Raw genomic sequence first — 22752 nt, 5'->3', positions numbered from 1 at the left:
AGTGGTACGTTCAGTACCACAGCCATCACCGCAGTCAGCACGAAGCTCGAGAGGCGGAACCTAACTCGATGAGGGTGACGCCGCATGTAGCGCAGAACAACACGAGCGGCCGCAGTTCCGCGATCGACGGGCGCACGACGCGGCATGGCGGCTATGCTGTCAGCCAGCGCATCAGGAAGCGCATCGAAGAGGCATTCGGTTGGATCAAGGTCGTGGCCGGCCAGCACAAGACGAGGTTCCGCGGCCGCGACCGTGTCGGATGGGCCTTCACCTTCGCAGCCGCTGCCTACAATCTGGTGCGACTGCCAAAGCTCATGGCGGAGACCGGCTGATGGCCAAGGTTCCCGGCTTCGCGAGGGCCTTTGCCGGCCGCTGGCGCATCGTCGAGATGGATGTTTGGGATAACGACTTCCTCGATCTCGTCGAGGAAGCGCATCTGACATTCAAAGGCTCGGCGGATGGCGAGATCGCCTTCGGCGCACTCAAGGGCTTCCTCGATGTCCGATATGGCACCCGCGATGGCTCAGCATGCGCGGAATTCTCGTGGGAGGGGCATGATGAGAACGACCCAGCCTCTGGCCGCGGCTGGGCTGTCTTTGGCACTGCAGGCCGCCTCGTCGGCCACTTCTACATCCACAACGCCGACGATTCAGGCTTCGTTTGCGAAAGAGCCTGACTTCTTCAACAGCCTGTTGCGCAGCTCATTGACAAAGTCTTCAGTGTCGTAGGCCTTGTCGGCACCGAGCGTGATCGCCTGTGGCCGTTCCGCGCGAGGTTCGATCATGTGCAGTGCGGCCACCCGCTCAGCATGTCCGTCGGCCAGTGTCAGGCAGGCGTCGACCAGCAGGCCGTGGCGGTTCTCCATCAAGCCATGTCCCATAAAGCACAGCTTGGCCTCCTTGCCTTTGCCCTTGCGATAGAGCCGGGCATCCGGATCGGTGGTCGAGGCATGTGTGTCGTTCGAGCGCTTGTGGCCATGGAAGTCCGCTTCCGCGTTTCGCCCGCCCCCTTCAGCCGGCGGCTCGCCCGAGCCGTCCTTCGGTTTGACGCTCTTCATCGACGCCCAGGCCTCGATCAGCGTTCCGTCGACCGAGAAGTGATCCGTCGAGAGAAGCCTCTTGACCTTGGGCTGCACCAGCACCGCGCTCAGGAACTTTGCGGCGATGTCGCCCTCCAGCAGCCGGTCGCGGTTCTTGGAGAACACAGAATGGTCCCAGGCCGCATCGTCAACGCCAATCCCGACGAACCAGCGGAACAGAAGGTCGTATTCCAGCCGCTCCATCAACAGCCGCTCCGAGCGGATCGAATAGAACGCCTGTAGCAGCATCGCTCGCAGCAGCTTTTCCGGCGGGGTCGAAGGCCGCCCCATCGGCGAATACAGCGCCGCGAAGTCCCGCTCCAACGCCGCCAGCGCCTCGTTCACAATCGCCCGAATGCGGCGCAACGGATGATCGCGCCGCACCCGAGCCTCGAGATCAACATAACTGAACAGTTCGCCAGACCGGTCGTCCCCGCCGCGCATGCCTCGTTCTCCGAATCTCTTCGGAGACATTGAATCACGCTCATAGCCTCGCTGCGAGCCACTTTTTCAACAGCCTGCTAAACAGCCTCACCGGCTAAGTTTTGGACCGGGTCCTCACAAAACCCGCGGTTTTCCTCCGTCTTCAATAGGCCGAACCTGAGCCGTCATTGAGGTTGTGGCGCTCGGTGCCCTTAAGCGGCGGATTAAAGATGCTGACGAGAACCAGGTCCTTGTCCCGGCCCCCGCGTAAATAATGCTTGTCATGCTTGTCGAGCACATAGATGTCGCCTTTGCGAATTGGAAAGACATTGCCGTCCATGTCCTCGACTTCGCCCTCCCCAGCAATACAATAGCAGGCCTCCAGATGGTTGCGATATTGGAGCAGTGAGATGGTGTTGGCGCGCACTACCGTGTGACAGACGGTAAAGCCCATTCCGTCCTTTTCCGTCAGCAGACGGTGGCTGGTACCACTGCCCCACTCAACGAAGTGGTCGGTGGCTTCAACATCTTGCAGGTGGCGCACGAACATGGTGTTCTCCGTATAAGAAGATTTGACAATAGCGGCAGTGCGAGTTCAGATCGCTCGCGGCAGGTCCCTTCCGCCGCAAGATAGTCGTAGTGAGCTGGATCAGCCGACAGGGTAATTGGATGAAGACGCCGGGCCGCCTGGACGTATAGCGGACCATTATACTTTGAACCTTCAAGCAGGATGAGCGCTCTTCTCGCCATTGGCCGTTGACTCTGACATTGCGTATTGTGCGGCGGTCCGAGCGTACATCGGCAAAAGCTCTTTCAGTCGTGCCCAACGTCAGACCTTGTGGTGAACGTACCATTGTCAGCGATCCGCGGTCGCAAAGATTCTATAACTTTACTTGAAGGATCTGTTGCAGTCGCTTTGACTGTGATTTTTCATGGAATGAGGACCCTGTTTGAGGGGTGATTTTTCGTCCAAACGGGGGCGAGACTCAATCTCGCTGTATGTGAAGGCTGAAGTCGCGATTTTTCCGAGGGGGAATCAGCGCGATGGAACGGAGATCTGGGTCGACGAAACTGGCGCCGGCGGGCTTCGTCGTCGAGCATGCGGAGATCGACACGGATTGCGTATTTCTTGACGTGCGCGCTATGGCGCTTTCGGCAACGTGCCCGTGCTGCGGGACCAGTTCACTCCGGACCCAGAGCCGATATCAGCGACAAGCCGCCGATTTGCCGATCGCCGGTCGGCGGGTTTTCCTGCGGGTAACGGTTCGCCGTTTCTGGTGCGACGCCGTTCTTTGCCGCCGCCGCATTTTTGCCGAGCGGTTTGGCGCCGATATTTTGGCTCCGTTATCGCGAAGGACCGGACGTCTTGAGACGATCGTTCATCACTTGGGGCTCGCGCTTGGCGGCAGGCCGGCTGCGGCCTTTGCCGATCGCCTCATGATGCCGGTGAGCAACGATACCCTGTTGCGTGTCGTGCGCCGCAGGACTGAACAGCCACGTGATGAGCTCGCCATCATCGGCATTGACGACTTTGCATTCCGGCGCGGTCAGCGATACGGGACGATTGTCTGCGATCTCGAACGCCGCAGGCCGGTGACATTGCTGCCTGATCGCGAGCAGGCGACATCGCAGGCATGGCTCATGGGCCATCCGTCCATCACGACCGTCGCGCGTGACCGAGGTGGTGGGTATGGCGAGGCGATCGCTAAGGCATTGCCGCATGCCGATCAGGTGTCCGACCGCTGGCACCTGATGGAAAACGCCAGCCGAGCCTTTCTCGATGTGGTTAGCAAATCCATGCGGCAGATTCGAAAGGCCGTCGGCAGCACCATCATAGATCCGAGGCTTCTCACCTATGCCGAACGGCTACAGTATGAGGGATATCAGCGCCGGCAAGAAACTAACGAGGCCATTCTGGAATTGTCGAAACAGGGCTTTCCGATCAAGCAGATCGTCAAGCGTACCGGGCATAGCCGCAAGCTCGTCCGTAGCGTCCTGCGCGGCCAGCGCTCCGATGTGTTCCGCGTCCGACAAAGCTCGCTCGAGGAATGGCTCCCCTGGCTGGACAGCCGTTGGGGGCAAGGCGCGCACAATGCATCGGCGCTCTGGCGCGAAATGCGCGAGAAGGGCTTCCGCGGCCAGATCGGCGTCGTCTCTGAATGGGGCACGGCGCCGACGGCTGGCCGAAAAGGCCGATCAAAGCGCGCTTGTCCGCACGCCCTCCGAGGACGGCATCCCGCCCAACCAGCTGGAATACAAGGCCCGGCGGCTGGTCAACGACTATCTGCAGCCGCCCAAGGTGACGGCCAGGATGCACATCGGCCAGGCGCGGCTTGCGGAGATCAGGGATGATCTCGAGACCGCCCTTGTCGCACGCGACGCACATGAACTGATGCGTTCGCTCGAAGTGTCGTCCATTCTCGACTGCGCCTACATGGCGGCCCATGCCTCGCTCTTCCGGACGGAGAGCGGACGGAGAGCCGCTGGGGGCTCTATCACAACCGCGTCGGTTATCCCGAAAAGGATGACGACAAGTGGTTCTGCCATACGCTTCTGCGCAACGGCAAAAATGCCTGAATGCGCTTGGCAAGCTCAAGCGCAATCGGCGGTACGGCGGATTTCCGAGCTGTTGACGAGCGACATGGCCTCGCTGCGCAAGGAGTCCGCGGTGGCGCTCGGTGAAATCGCTGATCCATCATCCCGGGATGCTCTCATGGCGCATATCGGCTGGCAGGTCAGAGCCGGGAAAAGCCGCGCCGCTACTGTTCCTGCCACATTGGTCCTTGACCTCCTCCCGAGGCGATCCCTCGCTGCTAAGCCGCAGTTCGCAGATGTGGGATCGTCAATGGCCGTGCTCTACGCACCTGAAGCGTCGAACGTTGATTTTGCCTGAGGTCCTGCGCATGCGCGCTGGCGAATTGTTCACCGCAAACACCACCGCTACGACGAGAAAAAGGAGAGCGCCATCGCCTTCCTCAGGGCGGTCGCCTACTACGCCAGCCTCGGCGTCGCGATAGCGCGCGTCATGACCAAGAACGTCCTGCTACAGATCGGAAGCCTTCGCCAAGGGCTTTCCGCGATCTCGGCCTCAAGCAATGTCAGGACAAGGCCTATACGCGCCAACGGCGCCGGCACCACGCCAAGATACAAGCGCCATTCAACCGACCCCCGTTACGCCTCCAGGCAGACAGGCGATCGCAATCGAATCCACGGCATCGGTCAATTTCTCCGGTTCGGAGTGACGTTGCGCCAAGGACATTCTGCTGAATTTTACCTGCGGCGCCGTTTCATGGATGCGCGCTTGGACCCCGATTTTCTATTGCCCGCCTCGGCTCATGCGGGGCGGGCTTCTTGGCGTTCTGGGAGGATTTGCTCACCATGGTTCATAGTGGCGGCGCAACCGTCCGGTGAGCGCCTCACCTGAGGCTACATGGCGGCCGTGGAGATTGCCTCAGAAGCGGCGCCCAATCGGAAACCTTAGCACCTCCGCATTTTGGCGTGGCTGCTTGAACTCTTCGACGGCAACCGCCTCAATTAGCAGGTCCAAGGCTTCGCGTCCCCTTCGACTCATCGGGTCATCGCCACAAAGGTAGTCATACGCTCGATCTAAATGCACTCGAGCGGCGGAAAAATCGCTTGTCATAGGACCCTCTCTACCCGCCCGCATTGCCGTCTACGAGGTGAAGGTCGCGCAATCGTCAATATCTACAGACAAATTTGAATTAAATCGGAGATGATCGGGGGATTAGCCAGGACGTCACCCACGGTGACTGAACCGGTCGACATCGACGCCGAGGTCTCGGCATTCCTCGCGCGGCTGGAAGCCGAAGTCCCCTGACATGATGCCGCCGTCGAGCCCGCCGACGATCACTCGCTGGCGCTCGGTCCGATCGTAAATGCCGAGCACCCCGTTCCGAGACAACCTCTGACCGGCGTCATTCGATGCAGACGCGCGGAACCGGCCCGATTTTGCGGCGTAGAGCCAGAAGCGGCCGCCAGGTCCCAGGCCGGTTGGCTCCAAATCGCGCTAGGTCGTGTGGATCAGGTTTGTCCACACCACTTGGCTATACGGGGGGGCGATAATGCCATCGAAGAGAAATGGCGCAGGTATTGGGTATCGATCCGTCGGAGCACCCAATCCCGCCCGCAACACGGTTCGCAGCCATCTCGACCGATTGGTGGACTCCTGACTGCGGGATCTAAGGAGCTTTTCTTAGCCTATAGCTAAATGGAAAGACGCCGACCCCCGATCGAGCCAACCGCGACCCAACCTACTGGACTCCAGAGCGAAAAGAGCGCGTGCGGCTCGAGCGACTTGCGAGGAAAAGGAATGGCGCCTCGGCATGACTGACTCCGACTGCCTGAGCTGCCTTGGCGCCGGCATCGCCTTTCAGTGCGCGCATGGGAGCGTTCCGGTGGGCAATGCTGTCTTGCTGGACGGAGCAGGTGGGCTGTTTTAGCAACACGGTTGAGTGCCCGGGGTGCCAACAATGAACAAATGCGCAGGAAAGCGGCACCGCTGGAGCACCGTTTGGTGACGTTATATAGACGCTCGAGAGCCGTGGCGCACAGGCAGAAGACGGCTGCACACCTTTGACCTCGCATCGACCTTGACGAAACTCTTCCCTGGAATTGGATACCAGTCACCGTGACCTACGCCGAGGCCGCTTGATGGCGACAATAACCCACGTCTTCACTATCGACCACGTTTCGCAAATGATCGGGGAGGATCTCGAGCTCCTTCAGGCGATCGTCAGCAACGATGACAATCTCAGCTATGGCAGTATCATCAGTGTCCATGACGGTACGGAGGAGGCGATAACCGCTCTCACCGACGACGGCATTGACGAGCTAACACAGATGCTTGCCCATGCTCGCCGTTCGGCCGAAAAGTGGAACGACTTCCTCGATGACTTCGTCTCAGATCCGGACATCATCGCGCGCATCAAGGCGAAATCTCCGGCGTAAGGCCGACCGGCTGCGGCATAGTTGAGGACAAGCCGATCAATATGGTTACCTTTGCCGCCACCTCGTCCAGGGTGGCGGTAAGCCGGCTTATCTGCGAGGCGGTTGCAGCCAGTTCCGGGCCATAACGGGTCACGAGATATTCCCGGTTCTGGCTGAGGGAGTGAAGATGCTGGGCGGTTTTTGCGCGAAGGCGCAGCCCCGCTTCCAAGGCGAGCCCCGTGCGCGCCGACAGATCGTGCTGCATTTTGCGGATCTGATTGGGGCTGTGCCCACGGTGAAGCAAAAGCGCGGTCAGATAGAGTTCGATCGCATGGATCGACGACAATCTGAAGGGCGCTCGAGTGAGTGGTTTGCCTGGCCGGCCGAGCCGAAGCAGCATGGTTGCCGCCTTGCGGTACTCTTCCGCAAGCTCGTGGACCTGCAGCGGGGAGGCCAGCTCACCTGGGTATTTTCGTTCTTCAATCTCCATTCATGCAATCTCCATTCATGAATTAAAATGCCACTCTCCATTTCTTGGCATCGCTATCGCAATCCCGATCAAGACCCGCCGCGGTGGGGTCTGGGATCGAGGCGACCGCAGTGGTTCTCGACGGATGGAAAGGGCACATGCCGCGCCTGGCTTGTCGTTGCCTCGCCGATCGACGCCGGACGAGATCAGGTGTGCGTCTCCCTGCGGGCCGGGCTGCGGGCTTCGCTGAAGCCGGCCTGCGGTCGTCTTCCCCCTTCGGGCACGCATTCCTGACGCACCCGCTGCCGCAGCCCCCGGCGCTTAGCCTGGCTTGAATACGGATAAAGCGCCTTGGCTTATTACCGAGGCAGTTTCTTCATCTCCGCCGCGAACCCGACGTGCGCGTTTCCCGCATCCGCCTCTCCATGCGTGACTTCGATCACAGGGCGAGGGTGCCTGGTAGCATTCCAGGGCTCGTTCAATCCATTCCCAGGCGCGGGCACAGTGCGCATACCGCAGGCGTTTTGTGTCGGCGAACTGGGCGGAGTTTCTTCTATGCAATCTGCATCATTGACCGGGCTGAGCTCGTCAATGACGTAGGCGAGGTTTCGAGCTTCCCTCGCCTGGGGTGTCAACTTGCCGTTCTAATTGGAGAGCATGCCGAACAAAGCGGAGAGAACCGGCCGCCGCTTGACCATGCAGAGCGCCTTGAGATGCTTCGGCCAATGGCCGATGGCATCACGCCCGCATTTTCCTCTTGAAGCGTCATCGCGCCGACAACACATTGTGCGACGATCGGCGGGGTCGATGCGGCCCCGTCTCACGTGAACTGGCGGTTCAGCAGGTCGAGGAAAAAATGAAGGCCGAGGCTTTCAGCAGCCCATTTTCGTCAAGCGCTCCACCTACATCGTGCAAGAGATTGCGAGTCTTGCCGAGGCCATCGATCTTCTCAATGAATGGCCGCAAGATCGCAGAGATCGTGCCCACGAAACTGCCCTTCGGACGTGCCATGAGGCCTACGATGGGCCCAAGCCTGTAGGTGCGGCGCGCAACGCGCTTTACGACTTTGCAAAGCAGGTTGGCATATTGGAAGATGCGACCTCTGCGATGCAGTGGATTGCAGCCTGCAAAGCAGGCACCGCAAAAGTCTAAATCCTATTCGCCGATGCGACTAGGATGACGCGCGGCAGTAACATTCGGTTTAGCATGCGGCCTGTCGCCGGAGACTGGCTGTCAAGGGGGAGATGGCCGTCTTGAGCAGGTTCGAAAGGCCAATCATTGTGCAGGTTGGCCGCCATGGCTCCGAGCGTATCGTGCTCGACGTCAATGACGCCGCCGCTATCTTGCTGCGGGATATTGGTCGTCAGACCGAGAAGAGTAGGATAGCAATGGACGTATGTCTGCGAGTGCTGCAAGGGATAGCTCGGTCGCCAGTTGCTCGACGCGCTTTCGTCGCGGCACTCGAACCAAAGATACTGCGTGGCGATTAAACCGAACTCTGGCACAGGGTCATCTCTTCGGCCTCTCGCTGCCTGATACGCCGTCGGATATGACCCATCAGACCGCGGCATGGGACGAGCAGTTGCGTTTGGCCAGAGCGCGTCGTGGTTCTGTCGCAAACTTGGGAATGGGATAGTGAACGGCCATTTCGGCCTGTCCGTCAGGCAGCGAGGATATCGAACTGCTCGACGATCGACGGACGGGGATTGTAGGCATACCTCGCCTGTCGCTTGCGCATCATATGGATCATCTCGATGCCGGAGAGGCCACGGCGCTCGCCTGCGCCTTGAAGCCGAGCATGGATCGAATGCGGCGCTTGATACGCCTGTGATCCCGTTCGATCCCATTGTTGAGATACCGGCTTTTGCGGATGATGATCGGCTTCACGCCGCGATCGGTGCCGCAGGCGGCTTTCAGCGTTGCAGGAAAGGATCGCCTCGTGATTGGTCTGGCTGCCATCGATGACGACGCGCTCCGGCTGGCCATGGCGCGCCAGCGCCTTACCGAGCAAGCGTTTGGCCGCCACTAGAGCAGAATCTGATCACTCAGGCTCGTATCCTGCGGCGCAGAAGTAGTTTGAGCACTCCTCGGCGGTGAAGCGTGGCAAGGCGTCGCGGATTGCGTCCCAAAGCTCGGGGATGTTGCGTGCGGCGGCTTTCCTGAGGATCGACTTCAGCTTGGAGAAGGCATTCTCGATTGATGGTGTGGATGGCTCCTGCTCCCGGCGTCGCATTGCGCCATAGTTGGGATGTTGTCGTCCCGAGCAAAGGAGCCATCCATGTCAGAACTTGCCACAGTTGGCATCGACCTCGCAAAGAGTGTCTTCCAGATCCATGGTGTCGATGGGAACGGTCGGGTTCTCGTACGCCGTCAGCTTCGCCGCAGCCAGTTGCTGGTGTTTTTCCAGAAGCGTCCACGATGCCTGATCGGCATGGAGGCTTGCGCAGGTTCTCACGATTGGGGGCGCAGGCTTCTGGAGATGGGGCACGACGTCCGGCTGATGCCGCCCTCCTATGTGAAGCCTTACGTGAAGCGCGGGAAGACGGATGCTGCGGATGCGGCCGCCATCTGTGAAGCCGTGACACGCCCCTCCATGCGGTTTGTCGCCATCAAGAGCGAAGCCTGCTCGTCGGTTCTGGTTCTTCACCGCACGCGAGACTTTCTGGTTCGCCAGCGCACGCAGATCGGCAACGCGATCCGGGCCCACATGACGGAGTTCGGCGTCATCGCGGCGAAGGGCGCGCAGAACGTCAATCGACTGAAGGATCAACTGGATCAACTGCCGGAAGTAGCTCGAATGCCTGTGAGTTTGCTCTTCGATCAGTTGGCCGAGACGGACAAGCGGATCGAGCGGCTGACCGACGAGCTCGAAGAGACCTACGCGCAAAGCGAGACAAGCCAGCGTCTAGCCACAATCCCAGGTGTGGGGATGCTGTCGGCGACGATCATCGCGGCGACGACGCCGGATGTCGACAATTTCGGCAGCGCAAGGGACTATGCCGCCTGGCTCGGCCTCACTCCCAAGCCGCACTCCACCGGAGGCAAGCAGAGGGTGGGCCGGATCTCGAAGATGGGCAATCGTTATATCCGACGCTTGCTGTATCTGGGCGCCATGGCGCAGATCATGCTCAGATGCAGACTCAAGCGCGAGCCGAGCTCGGACTGGCTATCGGGCATGCTGATGCGAAAGAAGACGAAGATCGTCGCCGTCGCTTTGGCGCATCGCATGGCACGAACAATATTCGCCGTCCTGAGGGACGGATCGCGTTACGAGCCGCAGTCAGCCTGACAGGCTCTCGGAATGGTCAGGGCAAAGTGAGGTGATGGCGAACAAACGGAGACGAAGAACCAGGACACCCCGATTAATCCGAAGCGCCTCGAGCGCGCTCGATTGAGTGGGACCTGTTCTCCAAGCGGATATTCATCAGGGCGCGCAGCGATCCCGTTGCACATTCAGACGCCGTATACATGGCCGCAACCGACCTGTTCACCAAACCCGATCCGATACCCTTGACCCGCAGGAGCCATTAAAGTCGGGGCTGTAAGGCGGTAGGAAGAGCATTCGCGCGCCGGCCGCTTCGATCGCTTGGCGGGCGGCGGCGACTTTGTGAGCGGGCAGGTTGTCGAGGATGACGATGTCACCAACTCGAAGCGTAGGCGCCAATACATGCTCGGCATAAGCGGCGAACCATTCACCCGTCATCGGTCCGTCGAGGACCATCGGCGCAGTCATGCCCGTCAGGCGCAATGCGCCTGTAAAAGTAGTCGTTTTCCAGTGCCCGTGCGGGATCGGAGATCGGCACCGCATGCCCCGCTTTGCCCGTCCACGCAGGCGAGCCATCTTCGTCGATGCGCCGGTCTCGTCGATAAAGACCAACCGTTCGGGATCGAGATCAGGCTGGGCCTTGAACCAGGCGCGTCGCCGCGCGAGCACGTCGGGCCGATCCTGCTCGCTGGCGTGCGCTGTTTTTTTTGAAGGTCATCGAGTGACGGTCGAGAAAGCGCCAGATCGTGCTCGGCGCGAACACGACCGCATGCTCCGCCCTGAGAAATTCAGCCAACTCGACCAGTGTGATGTCGTCCTGACCTTCGATCACCGCTAGGATCGTATCCCGGTAGGCTTCGATCCGCTGGGAGCGCTTGTCTCCGCCTTGGGGCTTTGCCCGCGTCGCGCCGCTCTCTCGCCATTCGCGGACCCAGCGGACCGCGCTTGCCGCGGCAACACCGAAACGATCCGCCGCAGCCCGCCGCGACAGGCCACTCTCAACCGCTGCGATCACTCGCGAACGCAAATCCTCCGATATGGCTCTAACCATGCCTGCTGGCCTCCATACCCAGCCGACATGATGAATCAGATATTCTCCCCGATGGGAATCCCTCGCGATTCCATCAGGTCAGATTATGCTCTAGGTCACGGTTTTCGCTGAAGAAGAACTCGACCGTGTCGCTGAGGCTGTCGATGGCGCGGTAGAGATACATCCATTGGCCGCGGACCTTGATGTACGTCTCGTCCATATGCCACTTGCTGCCGACCGCACGCTTGCGCCGGTTGAAGCGCTCCAGCAGCTGCGGCGAGAGGCGGGCGACCCAGCGATGCACGGCGGAGTGGTCGACCTTCAAGCCGCGTTCGGCCATCATCTCTTCCAGATCGCGCAGGCTCAGATTGTAGACCAAGTACCAGCGCACGCATAGCAAGATCACCGCCGGTCGAAATGACGGCCCTTGAATATCACGTGCTCCTCCATAGCTGACGAGCGTTCCATGCCATGCTCCGCTTACCGAAAGGTTTGCGACCGCTCATGTTGCCGCGGTTCGCCGAACAGGCCGACAAGGAAGGCTGGCCAACTGCCCGCTTTCTCGTCGCGACTATCGAAGCATCAGTTGGCCGAATGATGCGATCGACGTCGCATCGCGCGGCATCTCGCCGCTCCGTCAAACACCTTCGCCTCAGCGTCTACCAAAGCGGCAGCAGGCCATGTCGTACCCTTCAGCCCTACAACCACTTTTATTTCCAGAGCATGAATTCGATCTTGCCGGGGACATCAAGATGCTCCGGAAAATCGGGAAAGGAAATGGGCTTGCCGTCGCGGACGAAGATGGCGACATCATTGCTGCTATTCGTCGCAACATAGTTTTCTCGCCTCATTTTTCCGCCTTTGGAGTCGAACACAAATCGTGTCGAATTGATCCATGATGGTGAAATGAAGTTAAGATGATCAGCGATCTGCCAGACGCGACCCAAACGCACGCGGAATGCTGCAGAGAAGTTGATGGGATCTGGGATGAAGATTGATAGGTTGCGTACGCCAATCTCATCAAGCCTCTCCAGGAGTCGACTGAGAACTAAATGATGATCATTTGTGTTGCGCAACAACGGAAATTGATTGTAGAGCCTGATTCCGCGCCGTCGAAGCTCTTCGATTTTTTCAGATACATCTGTGCAGATTTCATACGGATGCACAATGTGAAAAACAACGCGGACATTGTGCGTCGCAAAGATTTCAGTTTTCTCTGGTGTGAACGCATCCGGTTGATACACAATAGCTCTTGTATGAATACGGATTGACTTTACCGATGGAACCGAGCGAATCCCCTCCATGATTATCTCCAGCCGGGATGTTGGCAGGATCAACGGATCTCCGCCTGATAGGATCACCTCCGTGACATCTGGGTGGGTGCGTAGATATTCGAGCAGCTGGCGCAGATCTGCATTCTGTCCATTTCGTGGGTCAACGGCATTGTTCTCTGTAAGCACGTCTGTTCGAAAACAATACTGGCAATGCCCAAAGCACTTCGAGGTGGGTAGGAAAAGGATGCGGTCGGCGTATTTTCTGATCATGGACGTTTTGTTCGTATCGCCGAGCGCATTTGATCGGTCATCGACGAAGTCGTTCACCTCATTGGGAGCCCTCAATGAAATTTTGTCCTGCGTTGGAAAGGACGCTCGATGAAGCGGCCCCAGATGATTGCCTAGCGCCTCAACTTCTTCCCTGATTTTCATTTCATAGAATGGCGTGACCTTCACGGGCAGCAGTCCCTGCTTGATAGAGATGGTCTTGAACGCCTCATTGATAGAGGACTGGTTCATGTTAGTTCCGCTCGATTGTTGCGGTTCAAAAAAATGGCAATGAGGGCGATAGATGCAATATAAGGGAGAGAGACTCCGGCGCCGAGTATGATCAGCACAGCGGGAATGACAATCACAGCAGCGAGTAGCCTCGAAACCAATCCTTGCCTGAGTCGGACCAGTGCAACCGCCGAAACGACGTAAATGGCAAGAAAGTTCATTCCGGCCAAGCTGAACATCAATTCGATATTGAGCAGCCCAATCTGGTCACAGGCGACGACTATGATCAGGGCTGCAGCCACGCAATAGACACTGTTGCGAGGCGCACCATTGTGCAGGCAACCGAGACTGGCGGGAAGGAAGTGTCGTCTGGAGAGGTAGAATACCAGCCGTGAGACGGCCACAACTGACCCGAAGAGATTGGCAGCGACCAGTGATGCGCCAAGCACGGGAACCAGCCAATGTGGAGCGGAAGGTGCGATTTGCGCCGCAGCCTGGAATATTGGCACATTGAAGTTCGACTTAATATCAGCGATATGCACGAGCGCCGCGCTGCCGACGTAGACGGCGCAGATCAGAATAAAGGCAAAGACCATTGCTCGGCCAAAATCCCTCTTAGGATTCCTAAAATCCGCGGACAAATGGGACGCGATCTCCCAACCGGTGAAGGAGAAGAAGATCAGCGGAATCTGGTTCGCAATCGACGGGAAATCTGAGGGTCGACCGAAGCGGACACCGTTGGCCCGTACTGCCAGCACGATTAGCACAATGAGAGCGCCTATCAAAAGCGATAAGGACCAACCGCCCACCAGCTTCACGCCACTGCGGAATGTCTCACCAGCGGACAGGGCGAAAAAGCTAGCAAGCAAAATAAGTAGCGCCGCAACCAGATGAACATCAACACCGGGCCAAGTTAGCATTTGTAGGTAGGCCGAACCCACAATCGCGATAGATGGCAAGCCCAAAATTACTGCTCCAAGAAAGAGCATTGACACGAGCAGTTCAAGGTATTGGCCAAAAGCAAGCTTAGCGTAGTACGCAACACCGCCGGCACTCGGATATGCACTGCCTAAGATAACCATCGTGGCGAGGATCGGCGCAGAGAGCAACGAGCAAGCAGCCCATGCGTAGATTCCGTCCCCGCCGATTTTTGCGAACACTAGTCCTGGGAGCACAAGAATGCCGGATCCAAGGATCACTGTAACTATAAGCAAAGTCCCTGAGGCGAGTCCCAAATGTCCCGTGAGTTCGTTATCGATAATATCTTTCATAATACCCTCGGAAAGGTAACCTAGCTCGCTGTAGTAGTCACACAGATACGTGCATCGCCCACCTACCGGGACGAGTGATCTCATTCACGAGTATGTAGTACGGGCATCGCCGCCGGACTCTCACTTTCAAGCTGTTGGTTCTGCTCACCGTCCAGACACGACGCGGCACAGCTTCAGGTATAACTCGGCACTACAGATGACCGTCGCAATATAGGCGGAGCGGATGGCGAATCCTCTGGTGTACTGTCAATCATTTGAAGTGCAGAGGGCACTCGAGTGGGGCCTCCTCATTGTTGTCGGGGATCATGTATTGCGGCCACTGCGTTTCGCCGAGAAGGTAAGATCCCAGCAACGGGCTGTGTGCGACATCGTCGTAGATGTCGATGTTGCGCCTGATCGTTGCTGTTATGGCTCTGCCTTTGCGATCAGCGGGAGCAGCTATGTCGAAGATCTTGCGCGGATTTATAACGAATGCCAGCCCGGGGCCTAGGTTTCTACTTTTACGAAGAACATGCCCTGGATGACTTACATTCACGAAAAGTTCACAGCCGTCAAAGCACATCGTCCAAGTATGATGCGCAGGATCCTTGGATACGTGCGCAGGCCAAGTTCCGTGATCCTCATCCAGTAGAAACTGCATCGCTTCTATGAATACCTTCTTGAAATGATCTGTGGCTGTAAGAGTGGTTATTGGCTCAAAAAGCACTAGTAGTGGGCAATGGTGGTTGAGGTCGATGGAGCGAATATTAGTGTGTGCGATGTAGGTGCGTAGCCCAGAAGCCAAAACACTAAGGTCATATTGTGAAGTCTCGAATTTGTATGGAATGAGGAGGAAGCGTAAATTGCCTCGTTTGACCGCGTTCTGCCCGAAAATACAGGGAAATCTAGGGCGGGTTTCTGTCTCGGCTTCGAACTTCGACAGAACGTGCGAAATCGCTGCGTGGCCCCACCAGAATTCAGCCGTGAGGTTGGCAAGTTCTCCTTGGTTGATCAGCATGTCTTTCTCCCAATTCGATTTGGCAATCCGTTGTTGGAGTTCGTTGCGCAGACGGATTTGTGCAATGCGGCGTGCATGTATCCGATTGCCCGCGAGCCGTGCTATCGCCGTCACCGCCTTCGCGCCGAGAGCTGCGCCCACACGGTGGCTGTCTCTCCGCGCGGCTCAATCCGGCAAAACGACAAATCAAAGCCGGGGCCTGAAAACACCTGCTAGTTGAGAGACGCCGGATGTGCCACTGTAATGCGCAATATCTTCCGTCGGCTCGGAAAGCTCAGTTTTCGCGGGTAGACCGCATGTTGGGCGGGCCTGGTCATGGTTGATGTCTCCTCAGTCCGTGCCTCAGCGCGTTTGGGGATAGCCCTGCATGCATCGTACCGAACGAGAATATCGTGTCAAAACAATACGATCACTCATAGAACGCTGTGTCTCATGTCCTACATCGTCGAGGATCCGACAATGAGTATGCGGAAGAACCCGATCAGGATGAGAGTTTCGCGGTAGGGACCCTCATTACTGAGCGCCCCCGGCACAGATCCACGCGGGCGGCTTTCCCGCACGTGGCTCCTACCTCGGGTGTTTGACGGCGAAGCGAACACTCGGCCATGGATGAAGGTTGCAAGGCTTGGGAAGGTAGTCGTTGGCTAACTGCGCGATCCATTCCCACGTAGCGCCGTCCTGCTGGCTGCGTCGCTGGAGGGTACGCCGCCAAAGGTCGATCACATGATACCTGAACGCTGTGAGCGCCCGGATATTTGTTGGAACCGCGAAGTATGCGAAGTGCCCCCCAACGGTCTGCTCAGCCACTTCCGCTGCTTGGGGATCGACCAGTGCATGCGCCGCCGCTAATTCCACCTTGATGTCCTTGAGTCTCGCCCGCATGCGGCCGCGGGTCTTCCTTTGAAGCTGGAAGTGCCGTTGACGCGATTTTCCGCAGATGAGCGTAAACCCCAAGAACGCAAAGGTCTCCGGTTTGCCGAGCCCACGCTGCTTGCGGTTGGCCGCCGCGTGCGACCAAACTCAATCAGGCGGGTCTTGTCCGGATGGAGCGACAGCGCAAACTCCTCAAGCCTCGCGCGCATCTCACCAAGGAAACGACGGGCGTCGTCCTCGCGCTCGAAACCGACGATTACATCATCGGCATAGCGCACGATGATCATGTCGCCGGTGATCGATGCGTGTGCTGCCCGTGGTTTCGGCTCGATCGTCTTCTGGCGCCGCGAAGTCGGTGCGGGGGCGAACGAGATTGGCGAGCGGGTGCGCTCGGCAGGCCTTTCCGTCGCCGGGCTTTGCCGCACACCGTTCCTTGTCGGTACCGAAGACAGCGGTTCTCGATGAGGCGAGGGCGTCCAGCTTGAAGATTGTCGCTGAACGTGTTGCCGACCTCGCACTCTATGCGGCGGACCGCAATGTCAAGCTAGCGCTGGAACCTCTCAATCCCGTCTAGGCCGGGAACCGCTCCTGCCTCACGACTGTGCGTGACGCTGTTGATATCTGCGGGGCGGTCGATGCGCCGAATCTGGGCGCTGCCGTCGATGTCTGGTGGGACCGCGACCTTGACACCCGGTTGCAGCGCGCCGGCATGGACAGGATTTTCGGCTATCACCTTTGCGATTGGCTTGCCGACACGCGCGACGTGCTGCTGGACCGCGGCATGATGGGCGACGGTGTTGCCGATCTCAAGGCGATCCGCGCGAGTGTCGAAGGCGCCGGCTATACCGGTCCTCGAGATTTTCTCCGCTAACAATCTGAAGCGGCAACTCTTACTAAATGGCCGCTACGATACTCAGTTCCATAATATGTATTACGCGACTTTCACAGTTATAATTAATATTTCTCCGCTATGCAAAGTATGTATGGCTCGTGCTTCAGGCATTCGATCGTCACCCAGAGGAATTATGCCAAGTGTTGTGGCCGCCACTCCTACTCTAAGTCTCCATAGGACGGATCGATATTACTTACCATCACCTCACCGCCCGATAAGACTGGACGGAAGACTCTGAACGCTTCCGAAACGCGGTCGGCGTCCCGGGTCAAACCATCAGCCTTCGCTCGCCTGGCCCTCTCCGCGCACTCACCTGTGCGGCATGCAATAGACCCCTTCGGATTCCATCAGTACCGCGCCACCCTTCAACTCGCTCAGTGCGCGACCCACGCTTCGGAATAAGTGCGGCTGGCATCCACGGCCGTCAGCCAAAGGACGCGATTGTCGGCCAGTTCGACTTTAACTCCTGCTGTAAAGGGCTTGCCTGCACGGTCTGTTGATAGTGGCGTTTGATCCTGACATTGCTGGCCGCGAACTCAGCTTCGTTGCTGCCGTAGTTCAGCACAAATCCAGTGTGGTCCTCAGCCACTGAGCAACTGCCATCACGCTCGCATACGATTTTGGCAGCGGTCTTGCAGTCCCATTTCAGTGAAGCGGGCCACATAGGATTGTCCACGCTTGATCGCGGCCTGGCGCTCTGACCAGCCGCCGTCAATACTGCGCCTGTGTTCATAATCACCGTGGACAGGAGAAGCGCCTTGAACACTACAAACCTCCCTGAATTGTGACCCTTATAGTGCCTGGACCTGCGTAATCGCCTGGCTTATGGGATGTTGAGATCGAACCAGCTTTTCTGGCGCACGCCGTTCGCATCGTCATACTCGATAAACCAGGGCTTTCCGCGCATCGGCCGAGAGATGGTGTAGTATGTGGGGCCATTGCCTAGGGAATGCCCTTTGTCGTTGTCCGTGGTCTGGATTTTTGCCGCCACCACCTTACCGTCGATTTCGATTTGGACCTGTCGTGATCCGTCGCCATGCTGCCCGCCGAGGCCGCTGTTTTTGATAACGACGGGCAAGGAGAGCCTATCGGCCGCGATGCGGCAGATGTTTCGTCCTTGCTCCATTCCGGGCCGGTCGGAGTTGGCGCCAACTGCTTGCCAGCCAGACGGACAATCCTCATACTTCTCGAATTTCGCGACGCTGGAGTTGGCTTGCGCACAGGTCGGCCAGTTAAAACCCGGAGCTTCCATCTCCGAAATCAACTTGTAAATTGGCGGGTGGCACGAGGGCGTACCTTGCCAGTCACCGGACAGACATAGGAGGACCTGACAGCCCCACTCCGATGCTTTTGATTGGGATGGAAGAGCTGCGGCGGCCGCAACGGCGGCGGCACTCACTAAAAGGAATTTGATTATGGTCATAGCCTTTCCTCGCTGCGGATTTTGATAATTTACTATGGACGATCCGTGCGAAAAAGGACAGGTCGAAAAGGCAGGTTTGTGCGACTACATCGATTTATGAAACGAGACGACGGAGGCGTGGTCAACAACCCGTTGCGCGCCAACATTGCCCTGACGCTTGAGCGGGAGAGAGCCAGACGCGGCCTATCCCATATGCACATGGCCGAACTGTTTCGGACCGCCGAGGGCGAAAAACTGGCCTATCGAACCTACATTCAGACTGTGCGTCAGAAAAATAATGTCACATTGACGACGCTGCAGATCATGGCAAATGGCTTGCAAGTGTCTTTTGCAGAACTGCTCGCCGGCGGTAAGAAAGTTCCGGAATGGGCGCATCGGTTGGACGACAATGCGATCCGCAAGCGGCTGGCGCGCATCATCGATTTTGAGCGACAACGACGTACTTTGCACCGCTATGAGATGGCCGAACTCATCGGCGTGGCGGAGGCGACATTCACGAAACTGGAACGCGCGAGCGGCAACATCAGCGTGGATACGATTGCCGCGATCGCCAAGGCGTTGAAACTGAACCCAGCGACCTTCCTCTTTTCCGAAAAGATCCCGCCAACCACTGTTCTAGCTTTTTTCGATAAAGTGGAGAAGTAGGCTTCTATTCGAGAGCCGATCCAGCATAGACCCAGCAAACATGAAAGCGCACTGATGGCAATTTCACATGGGGCCTGATTGCATACACCTCAGCGCAGTCGGCCCTTCGGGTGCCGGATTTGGCTAGACTGCTCGTCGATAGGTCCAGAGCTGCGCCGGCGGTATGTTGCGGACGACGAAGTCATAGTGGGAAACCACGTAGCGGTCGGGCATCTTGATCACCGGCGACAGAGGCCCATAGGTGATCTGAATCACCGGCCGTCCGGCAGGAATGCGGGCAAGCAGATCCTCAACCAGGGCAACGCGCTGTTCCATAGGAAAGCTCAACAGCGGGACTGCACTGACGACACAATCGAACTGTTCACGCAAATGCGTTGCCCAATCTGAAGTCCACGTCCGGGAAGCGTTGCACCAGGCCGTTGTAGAAATTCCTGGAGTATTCGACCGACACCAACTGATGCGGATTGATGCCCCTCTCCAGGATTGCCTTGGTGATGACGCCGGTTCCCGCGCCAAGCTCCAGGACCGGCATTCCGGACCGCGGGTTGACCACGCTTGCCATCCGGCGCGCCGCATGAATCGAAGTGGGGATGAGGGCCCCCACGCCCTTCTTGTCCTTCTGCCAGCCTTTGAAGAATTGGACTTCTTCCTCAAACCTTTTGCCGAGCCGCTCCTTCAGTCGGAAAACCATGTTCTCTCCGTGCTCCGGCCATTTAGCGAAGCGCGTTGTCTGCGAATTTTGCAAGCCCGTTACAACTTGCTTGCGTGTTAAGGCCCGTCACAGGCAGTCACGAACAGCGAGGGCGTCTTGCGCTCGCAGAGCCACGCGATTTTTGCTCTTCGCCCGTCCCTCTTCCGTCTTGACTAGTATGAGCTTACAGACTATCTCACCGCCACGTTAGCACTCGCCACTGTCGAGTGCTAACGACGCTCCGGCAACGGGCAACCGTTCAACCTCCGCACCAGGGACAATCCAAAAATGGCAAAGTCGAATTTCCGGCCGCTGCATGACCGCGTGGTCGTTCGCCGCGTCGAATCCGAATCCAAGACCGCCGGCGGGATCATCATCCCGGACACGGCAAAGGAAAAGCCGCAGGAAGGCGAGATCATTGCTGTTGGCTCGGGCGCCCGTGACGAAGCTGGCAAGCTGGTCCCCCTGGATGTCAAGACTGGCAACCGCATCCTGTTCGGCAAGTGGTCGGGCACCGAAGTCAAGCTCAATGGCGAAGACCTTCTGATCATGAAGGAATCCGACATCATGGGCATCATCGGCTGAATATCGGCCTTTCCGTCAACTGAATCCCCTGAATCCCCGGGCTCAATCAAAGCCCCTGCCAGGAGCTAAAAATGGCTGCCAAAGACGTAAAATTTTCTCGTGATGCCCGCGAGCGCATGCTGCGCGGCGTCAACATCCTCGCCGACGCGGTGAAGGTCACGCTCGGCCCCAAGGGCCGCAACGTCGTCATCGACAAGTCGTTCGGCGCGCCGCGCATCACCAAGGACGGCGTCACCGTCGCCAAGGAAATCGAGCTTGAAGACAAGTTCGAGAACATGGGCGCGCAGATGGTCCGCGAAGTTGCTTCGAAGACCAACGACATCGCCGGCGACGGCACCACGACGGCGACCGTTCTGGCGCAGTCGATCGTCCAGGAAGGCCACAAGGCCGTTGCCGCCGGCATGAACCCGATGGACCTGAAGCGCGGCATCGACCTGGCCGTGACCGAAGTCGTCGGAGCGCTCGGCAAGGCTGCCAAGAAGATCAAGACCTCCGAGGAAGTTGCCCAGGTCGGCACGATCTCTGCCAATGGCGACGAGTCGGTCGGCAAGATGATCGCGGAAGCGATGCAGAAGGTCGGCAACGAAGGCGTCATCACGGTTGAGGAAGCCAAGACCGCCGAGACCGAACTCGAAGTCGTCGAAGGCATGCAGTTCGACCGCGGCTACCTCTCGCCCTACTTCGTCACCAACGCCGACAAGATGGTTGCCGAGCTCGAGGACGTCTACATCCTCCTGCACGAGAAGAAGCTCTCCAACCTCCAGGCGATGCTGCCGGTTCTCGAAGCCGTCGTGCAGACCTCGAAGCCGCTGCTCATCATCTCGGAAGACGTCGAAGGCGAGGCTCTGGCCACGCTGGTCGTCAACAAGCTGCGTGGCGGCCTGAAGATCGCTGCCGTCAAGGCGCCGGGCTTCGGTGATCGCCGCAAGGCCATGCTGGAAGACATCGCCATCCTCACCGGTGGCCAGGTCATCTCCGAAGACCTCGGCATCAAGCTCGAGAACGTCGGCCTCAACATGCTCGGCCGCGCCAAGAAGGTGTCGATCTCCAAGGAGAACACCACCATCGTCGACGGCGCCGGCAAGAAGGCCGAGATCCAGGGCCGCGTTGCCCAGATCAAGCAGCAGATCGAAGAGACCACTTCGGATTACGACAAGGAGAAGCTGCAGGAACGTCTCGCGAAGCTCGCGGGCGGCGTTGCGGTGATCCGCGTCGGCGGTGCGACGGAAGTCGAAGTCAAGGAAAAGAAGGACCGCGTCGATGACGCCCTCAACGCGACCCGCGCGGCCGTCGAAGAAGGCATCGTTGCAGGCGGCGGCGTCGCCCTGCTGCGTGCTTCGGCCAACATCAAGGCCACCGGCGTCAACGCCGACCAGGCCGCCGGCATCAACATCGTTCGTCGTGCGCTGCAGGCTCCGGCCCGCCAGATCGCGGCCAACGCCGGTGCGGAAGCTTCGATCGTTGCCGGCAAGATCCTTGATAACAAGGGTGCGACCTACGGCTACAACGCCCAGACCGGCGAGTATGGCGACATGATCGCCATGGGCATCGTCGATCCGGTCAAGGTCGTTCGTACCGCTCTCCAGGACGCGGCCTCGGTCGCCGGCCTGCTCGTCACCACCGAAGCCATGATCGCGGAGGCTCCGAAGAAGGAGTCGGCTGGCGGCGGCGGCATGCCTGGCGGCATGGGCGGCATGGGTGGCATGGGCTTTTAAGGTCCACGCATCTCGACAATTTCGAAAGGGCGGCAAGCAATGCCGCCCTTTCTTCGTGCCCTTGCGACGGTTGTCGGCGACCCGCAAGCCGGGGTATACGCCCGCCAAGGGTATGCTTATGTTTGAACGGATTCTGCCTTTTTTCCTGGGGCGGGCCTTACTGTTGGGCAGCGGCTGCGCGCACAGCGATGATGGTACGGTGATTATTCCGAGATCGCTTGATGCCAGGCGATTCTTTGACAAAGAGCCGCCACGCCTGCAGCAGCCGCGGATCGAAGCCAGCGTGTTTCCGGTTGCGCCACAGGCGCCGGAGAGACTCGAACCGCGCCGTTCGGCAAGTCAAAAGACATCAAAGAGAGTCGTTTGGCGGGCCGCAAGTCCGCCGCTCTCCTCTTCCGAGCCACACAAGCCGCTTGTCTGCAAGAACATCAGCGAGCCCGGCAAGCGGTACCGTGTGGTTTGCGAATAGGACACTTGGTTTGGCCAGCATTCTACCCTTGGAGCGTCGCGGTGCCTTTCCGGATCTGGTTGTCCAGAGCGACGCCTCCCTTCTTTCCCCATGATCCAGTCGTTCTAGAGCACATCCTGTTTAATCCGGTTCATATCCTGCGGCTTTGAAGTAGTTGGCACATTCGGCTGGCGTGAAGAGGTCGAGGACCGCGCCGACCGCGTCCCA

22 protein-coding genes and 11 pseudogenes are annotated in these 22752 nt (G+C 58.5%); 15 read left to right on the top strand and 18 right to left on the bottom strand.

All coding sequences use genetic code 11. The annotated features are described in order from the left end of the window. Positions 1 to 65: 65 nt before the first annotated feature. Positions 66 to 332 (top strand): annotated as a pseudogene (locus NKI17_RS31410) (transposase); the annotation flags it as partial. After that, complete coding sequence (locus NKI17_RS31405) at positions 332 to 676, top strand: hypothetical protein (protein WP_352907342.1); 345 nt, start codon at positions 332 to 334, stop codon at positions 674 to 676. The pseudogene NKI17_RS31410 and the gene NKI17_RS31405, both read left to right, overlap by 1 nt. 18 nt (positions 677 to 694) lie before the next feature. On the opposite strand, the pseudogene NKI17_RS31400 reads toward NKI17_RS31405, so the two are convergent. The 3 genes and pseudogenes from NKI17_RS31400 to NKI17_RS37150 form a co-directional block, all read right to left on the bottom strand. Then, positions 695 to 1522, bottom strand: a pseudogene (locus tag NKI17_RS31400) (IS5 family transposase); the annotation flags it as partial. A gap of 142 nt (positions 1523 to 1664) precedes the next feature. Next, entirely contained in the window at positions 1665 to 2051 is a 387-nt protein-coding gene (locus NKI17_RS31395) for an ectoine synthase (RefSeq protein ID WP_352907341.1), read from the bottom strand. 68 nt (positions 2052 to 2119) lie between these two features. Then, positions 2120 to 2251, bottom strand: a pseudogene (locus tag NKI17_RS37150) (ATP-grasp domain-containing protein); the annotation flags it as partial. A 294-nt stretch (positions 2252 to 2545) separates the two neighbouring features. Between NKI17_RS37150 and NKI17_RS31390 the strand changes: the two are divergent. The 4 genes and pseudogenes from NKI17_RS31390 to NKI17_RS31375 form a co-directional block, all read left to right on the top strand. After that, positions 2546 to 3725: pseudogene (locus NKI17_RS31390) on the top strand (ISL3 family transposase); the annotation flags it as partial. Then, a pseudogene (locus tag NKI17_RS31385) lies at positions 3717 to 4060 on the top strand (fumarate reductase/succinate dehydrogenase flavoprotein subunit); the annotation flags it as partial. The pseudogenes NKI17_RS31390 and NKI17_RS31385, both read left to right, overlap by 9 nt. A 70-nt stretch (positions 4061 to 4130) precedes the next feature. Next, positions 4131 to 4394: a hypothetical protein gene (locus NKI17_RS31380; RefSeq protein WP_352907340.1), complete on the top strand. Its 264-nt coding sequence runs from the start codon at positions 4131 to 4133 to the stop codon at positions 4392 to 4394. 51 nt (positions 4395 to 4445) lie between these two features. Continuing rightward, positions 4446 to 4618: pseudogene (locus NKI17_RS31375) on the top strand (IS481 family transposase); the annotation flags it as partial. A gap of 334 nt (positions 4619 to 4952) precedes the next feature. On the opposite strand, the gene NKI17_RS31370 reads toward NKI17_RS31375, so the two are convergent. After that, the gene (locus tag NKI17_RS31370) at positions 4953 to 5144 is read right to left on the bottom strand and encodes a hypothetical protein (protein ID WP_352594214.1); all 192 of its coding nucleotides are present in this window, start codon (positions 5142 to 5144) and stop codon (positions 4953 to 4955) included. A gap of 114 nt (positions 5145 to 5258) precedes the next feature. Beyond that, positions 5259 to 5408 (bottom strand): hypothetical protein, encoded by a 150-nt coding sequence (locus NKI17_RS31365; RefSeq protein ID WP_352907339.1) that lies wholly within the window; start codon positions 5406 to 5408, stop codon positions 5259 to 5261. 764 nt (positions 5409 to 6172) lie between these two features. Here NKI17_RS31365 and NKI17_RS31360 point away from each other — a divergent pair. Then, the gene (locus tag NKI17_RS31360) at positions 6173 to 6469 is read left to right on the top strand and encodes a hypothetical protein (protein ID WP_352907338.1); all 297 of its coding nucleotides are present in this window, start codon (positions 6173 to 6175) and stop codon (positions 6467 to 6469) included. On the opposite strand, the gene NKI17_RS31355 is transcribed toward NKI17_RS31360, so the two are convergent. Continuing rightward, positions 6447 to 6938, bottom strand: coding sequence for a hypothetical protein (locus tag NKI17_RS31355; RefSeq protein ID WP_352907337.1), 492 nt, complete (start codon positions 6936 to 6938; stop codon positions 6447 to 6449). The two genes, NKI17_RS31360 and NKI17_RS31355, sit on opposite strands and share 23 nt — an antisense overlap. Positions 6939 to 7826: 888 nt before the next feature. Between NKI17_RS31355 and NKI17_RS31350 the strand changes: the two genes are divergently transcribed. Then, positions 7827 to 8069, top strand: coding sequence for a DUF982 domain-containing protein (locus NKI17_RS31350; RefSeq protein ID WP_352907336.1), 243 nt, complete (start codon positions 7827 to 7829; stop codon positions 8067 to 8069). A 92-nt stretch (positions 8070 to 8161) separates the two neighbouring features. Then, a complete protein-coding gene (locus NKI17_RS31345) occupies positions 8162 to 8407 on the top strand; it encodes a DUF982 domain-containing protein (protein ID WP_352907335.1) in 246 nt (81 codons plus the stop codon). 170 nt (positions 8408 to 8577) lie between these two features. On the opposite strand, the pseudogene NKI17_RS31340 reads toward NKI17_RS31345, so the two are convergent. After that, positions 8578 to 8946 (bottom strand): annotated as a pseudogene (locus tag NKI17_RS31340) (DDE-type integrase/transposase/recombinase); the annotation flags it as partial. 249 nt (positions 8947 to 9195) lie between these two features. Here NKI17_RS31340 and NKI17_RS31330 point away from each other — a divergent pair. Next, positions 9196 to 10206, top strand: coding sequence for an IS110 family RNA-guided transposase (locus NKI17_RS31330; protein ID WP_023832783.1), 1011 nt, complete (start codon positions 9196 to 9198; stop codon positions 10204 to 10206). A 237-nt stretch (positions 10207 to 10443) separates the two neighbouring features. On the opposite strand, the pseudogene NKI17_RS31325 reads toward NKI17_RS31330, so the two are convergent. From NKI17_RS31325 to NKI17_RS31290, 8 genes and pseudogenes are all read right to left on the bottom strand, one after another. Next, positions 10444 to 10897: pseudogene (locus tag NKI17_RS31325) on the bottom strand (IS630 family transposase); the annotation flags it as partial. Between the two features lie 87 nt (positions 10898 to 10984). Continuing rightward, positions 10985 to 11233: pseudogene (locus NKI17_RS37145) on the bottom strand (helix-turn-helix domain-containing protein); the annotation flags it as partial. 91 nt (positions 11234 to 11324) lie between these two features. Next, positions 11325 to 11647, bottom strand: a pseudogene (locus tag NKI17_RS31315) (IS6 family transposase); the annotation flags it as partial. Positions 11648 to 11922: 275 nt separating this feature from the next. Beyond that, on the bottom strand, positions 11923 to 13005 hold the full coding sequence (locus tag NKI17_RS31310; RefSeq protein ID WP_352907333.1) for a radical SAM protein: 1083 nt from the start codon (positions 13003 to 13005) through the stop codon (positions 11923 to 11925). Next, the gene (locus tag NKI17_RS31305; protein WP_352907332.1) at positions 13002 to 14255 is read right to left on the bottom strand and encodes an APC family permease; all 1254 of its coding nucleotides are present in this window, start codon (positions 14253 to 14255) and stop codon (positions 13002 to 13004) included. The genes NKI17_RS31310 and NKI17_RS31305 overlap by 4 nt, the downstream gene beginning before the upstream one ends. A gap of 250 nt (positions 14256 to 14505) precedes the next feature. Beyond that, complete coding sequence (locus tag NKI17_RS31300) at positions 14506 to 15393, bottom strand: YqcI/YcgG family protein (RefSeq protein WP_352907331.1); 888 nt, start codon at positions 15391 to 15393, stop codon at positions 14506 to 14508. A gap of 426 nt (positions 15394 to 15819) precedes the next feature. Further along, positions 15820 to 16206 (bottom strand): hypothetical protein, encoded by a 387-nt coding sequence (locus NKI17_RS31295; protein WP_352907360.1) that lies wholly within the window; start codon positions 16204 to 16206, stop codon positions 15820 to 15822. Beyond that, positions 16098 to 16412 carry a hypothetical protein gene (locus NKI17_RS31290; protein WP_352907330.1) on the bottom strand — a complete coding sequence of 105 codons (315 nt, stop codon included), beginning with the start codon at positions 16410 to 16412 and terminating at the stop codon, positions 16098 to 16100. Before NKI17_RS31290 ends, NKI17_RS31295 begins: the two co-directional genes overlap by 109 nt. On the opposite strand from NKI17_RS31290, the gene NKI17_RS31285 reads away from it, so the two are divergent. Both NKI17_RS31285 and NKI17_RS31280 read left to right on the top strand, forming a co-directional pair. Then, positions 16405 to 16590 (top strand): hypothetical protein, encoded by a 186-nt coding sequence (locus tag NKI17_RS31285; RefSeq protein WP_352907329.1) that lies wholly within the window; start codon positions 16405 to 16407, stop codon positions 16588 to 16590. The two genes, NKI17_RS31290 and NKI17_RS31285, sit on opposite strands and share 8 nt — an antisense overlap. Positions 16591 to 16726: 136 nt before the next feature. Then, positions 16727 to 16996 (top strand): TIM barrel protein, encoded by a 270-nt coding sequence (locus tag NKI17_RS31280; protein WP_352907328.1) that lies wholly within the window; start codon positions 16727 to 16729, stop codon positions 16994 to 16996. A gap of 445 nt (positions 16997 to 17441) precedes the next feature. On the opposite strand, the gene NKI17_RS31275 is transcribed toward NKI17_RS31280, so the two are convergent. Together NKI17_RS31275 and NKI17_RS31270 are read right to left on the bottom strand one after the other, a co-directional pair. Then, positions 17442 to 17783 (bottom strand): hypothetical protein, encoded by a 342-nt coding sequence (locus NKI17_RS31275; protein WP_352907326.1) that lies wholly within the window; start codon positions 17781 to 17783, stop codon positions 17442 to 17444. A gap of 57 nt (positions 17784 to 17840) precedes the next feature. Beyond that, positions 17841 to 18440 carry a hypothetical protein gene (locus tag NKI17_RS31270; protein WP_352907325.1) on the bottom strand — a complete coding sequence of 200 codons (600 nt, stop codon included), beginning with the start codon at positions 18438 to 18440 and terminating at the stop codon, positions 17841 to 17843. Between the two features lie 117 nt (positions 18441 to 18557). On the opposite strand from NKI17_RS31270, the gene NKI17_RS31265 reads away from it, so the two are divergent. Continuing rightward, positions 18558 to 19085, top strand: a complete 528-nt coding sequence (locus tag NKI17_RS31265) for a helix-turn-helix domain-containing protein (RefSeq protein ID WP_352907324.1) — start codon at positions 18558 to 18560, stop codon at positions 19083 to 19085. A 123-nt stretch (positions 19086 to 19208) separates the two neighbouring features. Here NKI17_RS31265 and pmtA read toward each other — a convergent pair. After that, a pseudogene (gene pmtA, locus NKI17_RS31260) lies at positions 19209 to 19776 on the bottom strand (phospholipid N-methyltransferase PmtA). A 288-nt stretch (positions 19777 to 20064) separates the two neighbouring features. Between pmtA and groES the strand changes: the two are divergent. Together groES and groL are read left to right on the top strand one after the other, a co-directional pair. Then, the gene (gene groES / locus NKI17_RS31255; RefSeq protein ID WP_352907323.1) at positions 20065 to 20361 is read left to right on the top strand and encodes a co-chaperone GroES; all 297 of its coding nucleotides are present in this window, start codon (positions 20065 to 20067) and stop codon (positions 20359 to 20361) included. Between the two features lie 71 nt (positions 20362 to 20432). Beyond that, positions 20433 to 22076: a chaperonin GroEL gene (groL, locus tag NKI17_RS31250; RefSeq protein ID WP_352907321.1), complete on the top strand. Its 1644-nt coding sequence runs from the start codon at positions 20433 to 20435 to the stop codon at positions 22074 to 22076. Positions 22077 to 22752: the final 676 nt, after the last annotated feature.

It is taken from the genome of Mesorhizobium sp. M0816, from assembly GCF_040320005.1.
In the GTDB taxonomy this organism is placed as follows: domain Bacteria; phylum Pseudomonadota; class Alphaproteobacteria; order Rhizobiales; family Rhizobiaceae; genus Mesorhizobium.
The sequence above is the reverse complement of the archived record's forward strand: the minus strand, read 5'-3'. Positions and strand labels throughout refer to the sequence as shown.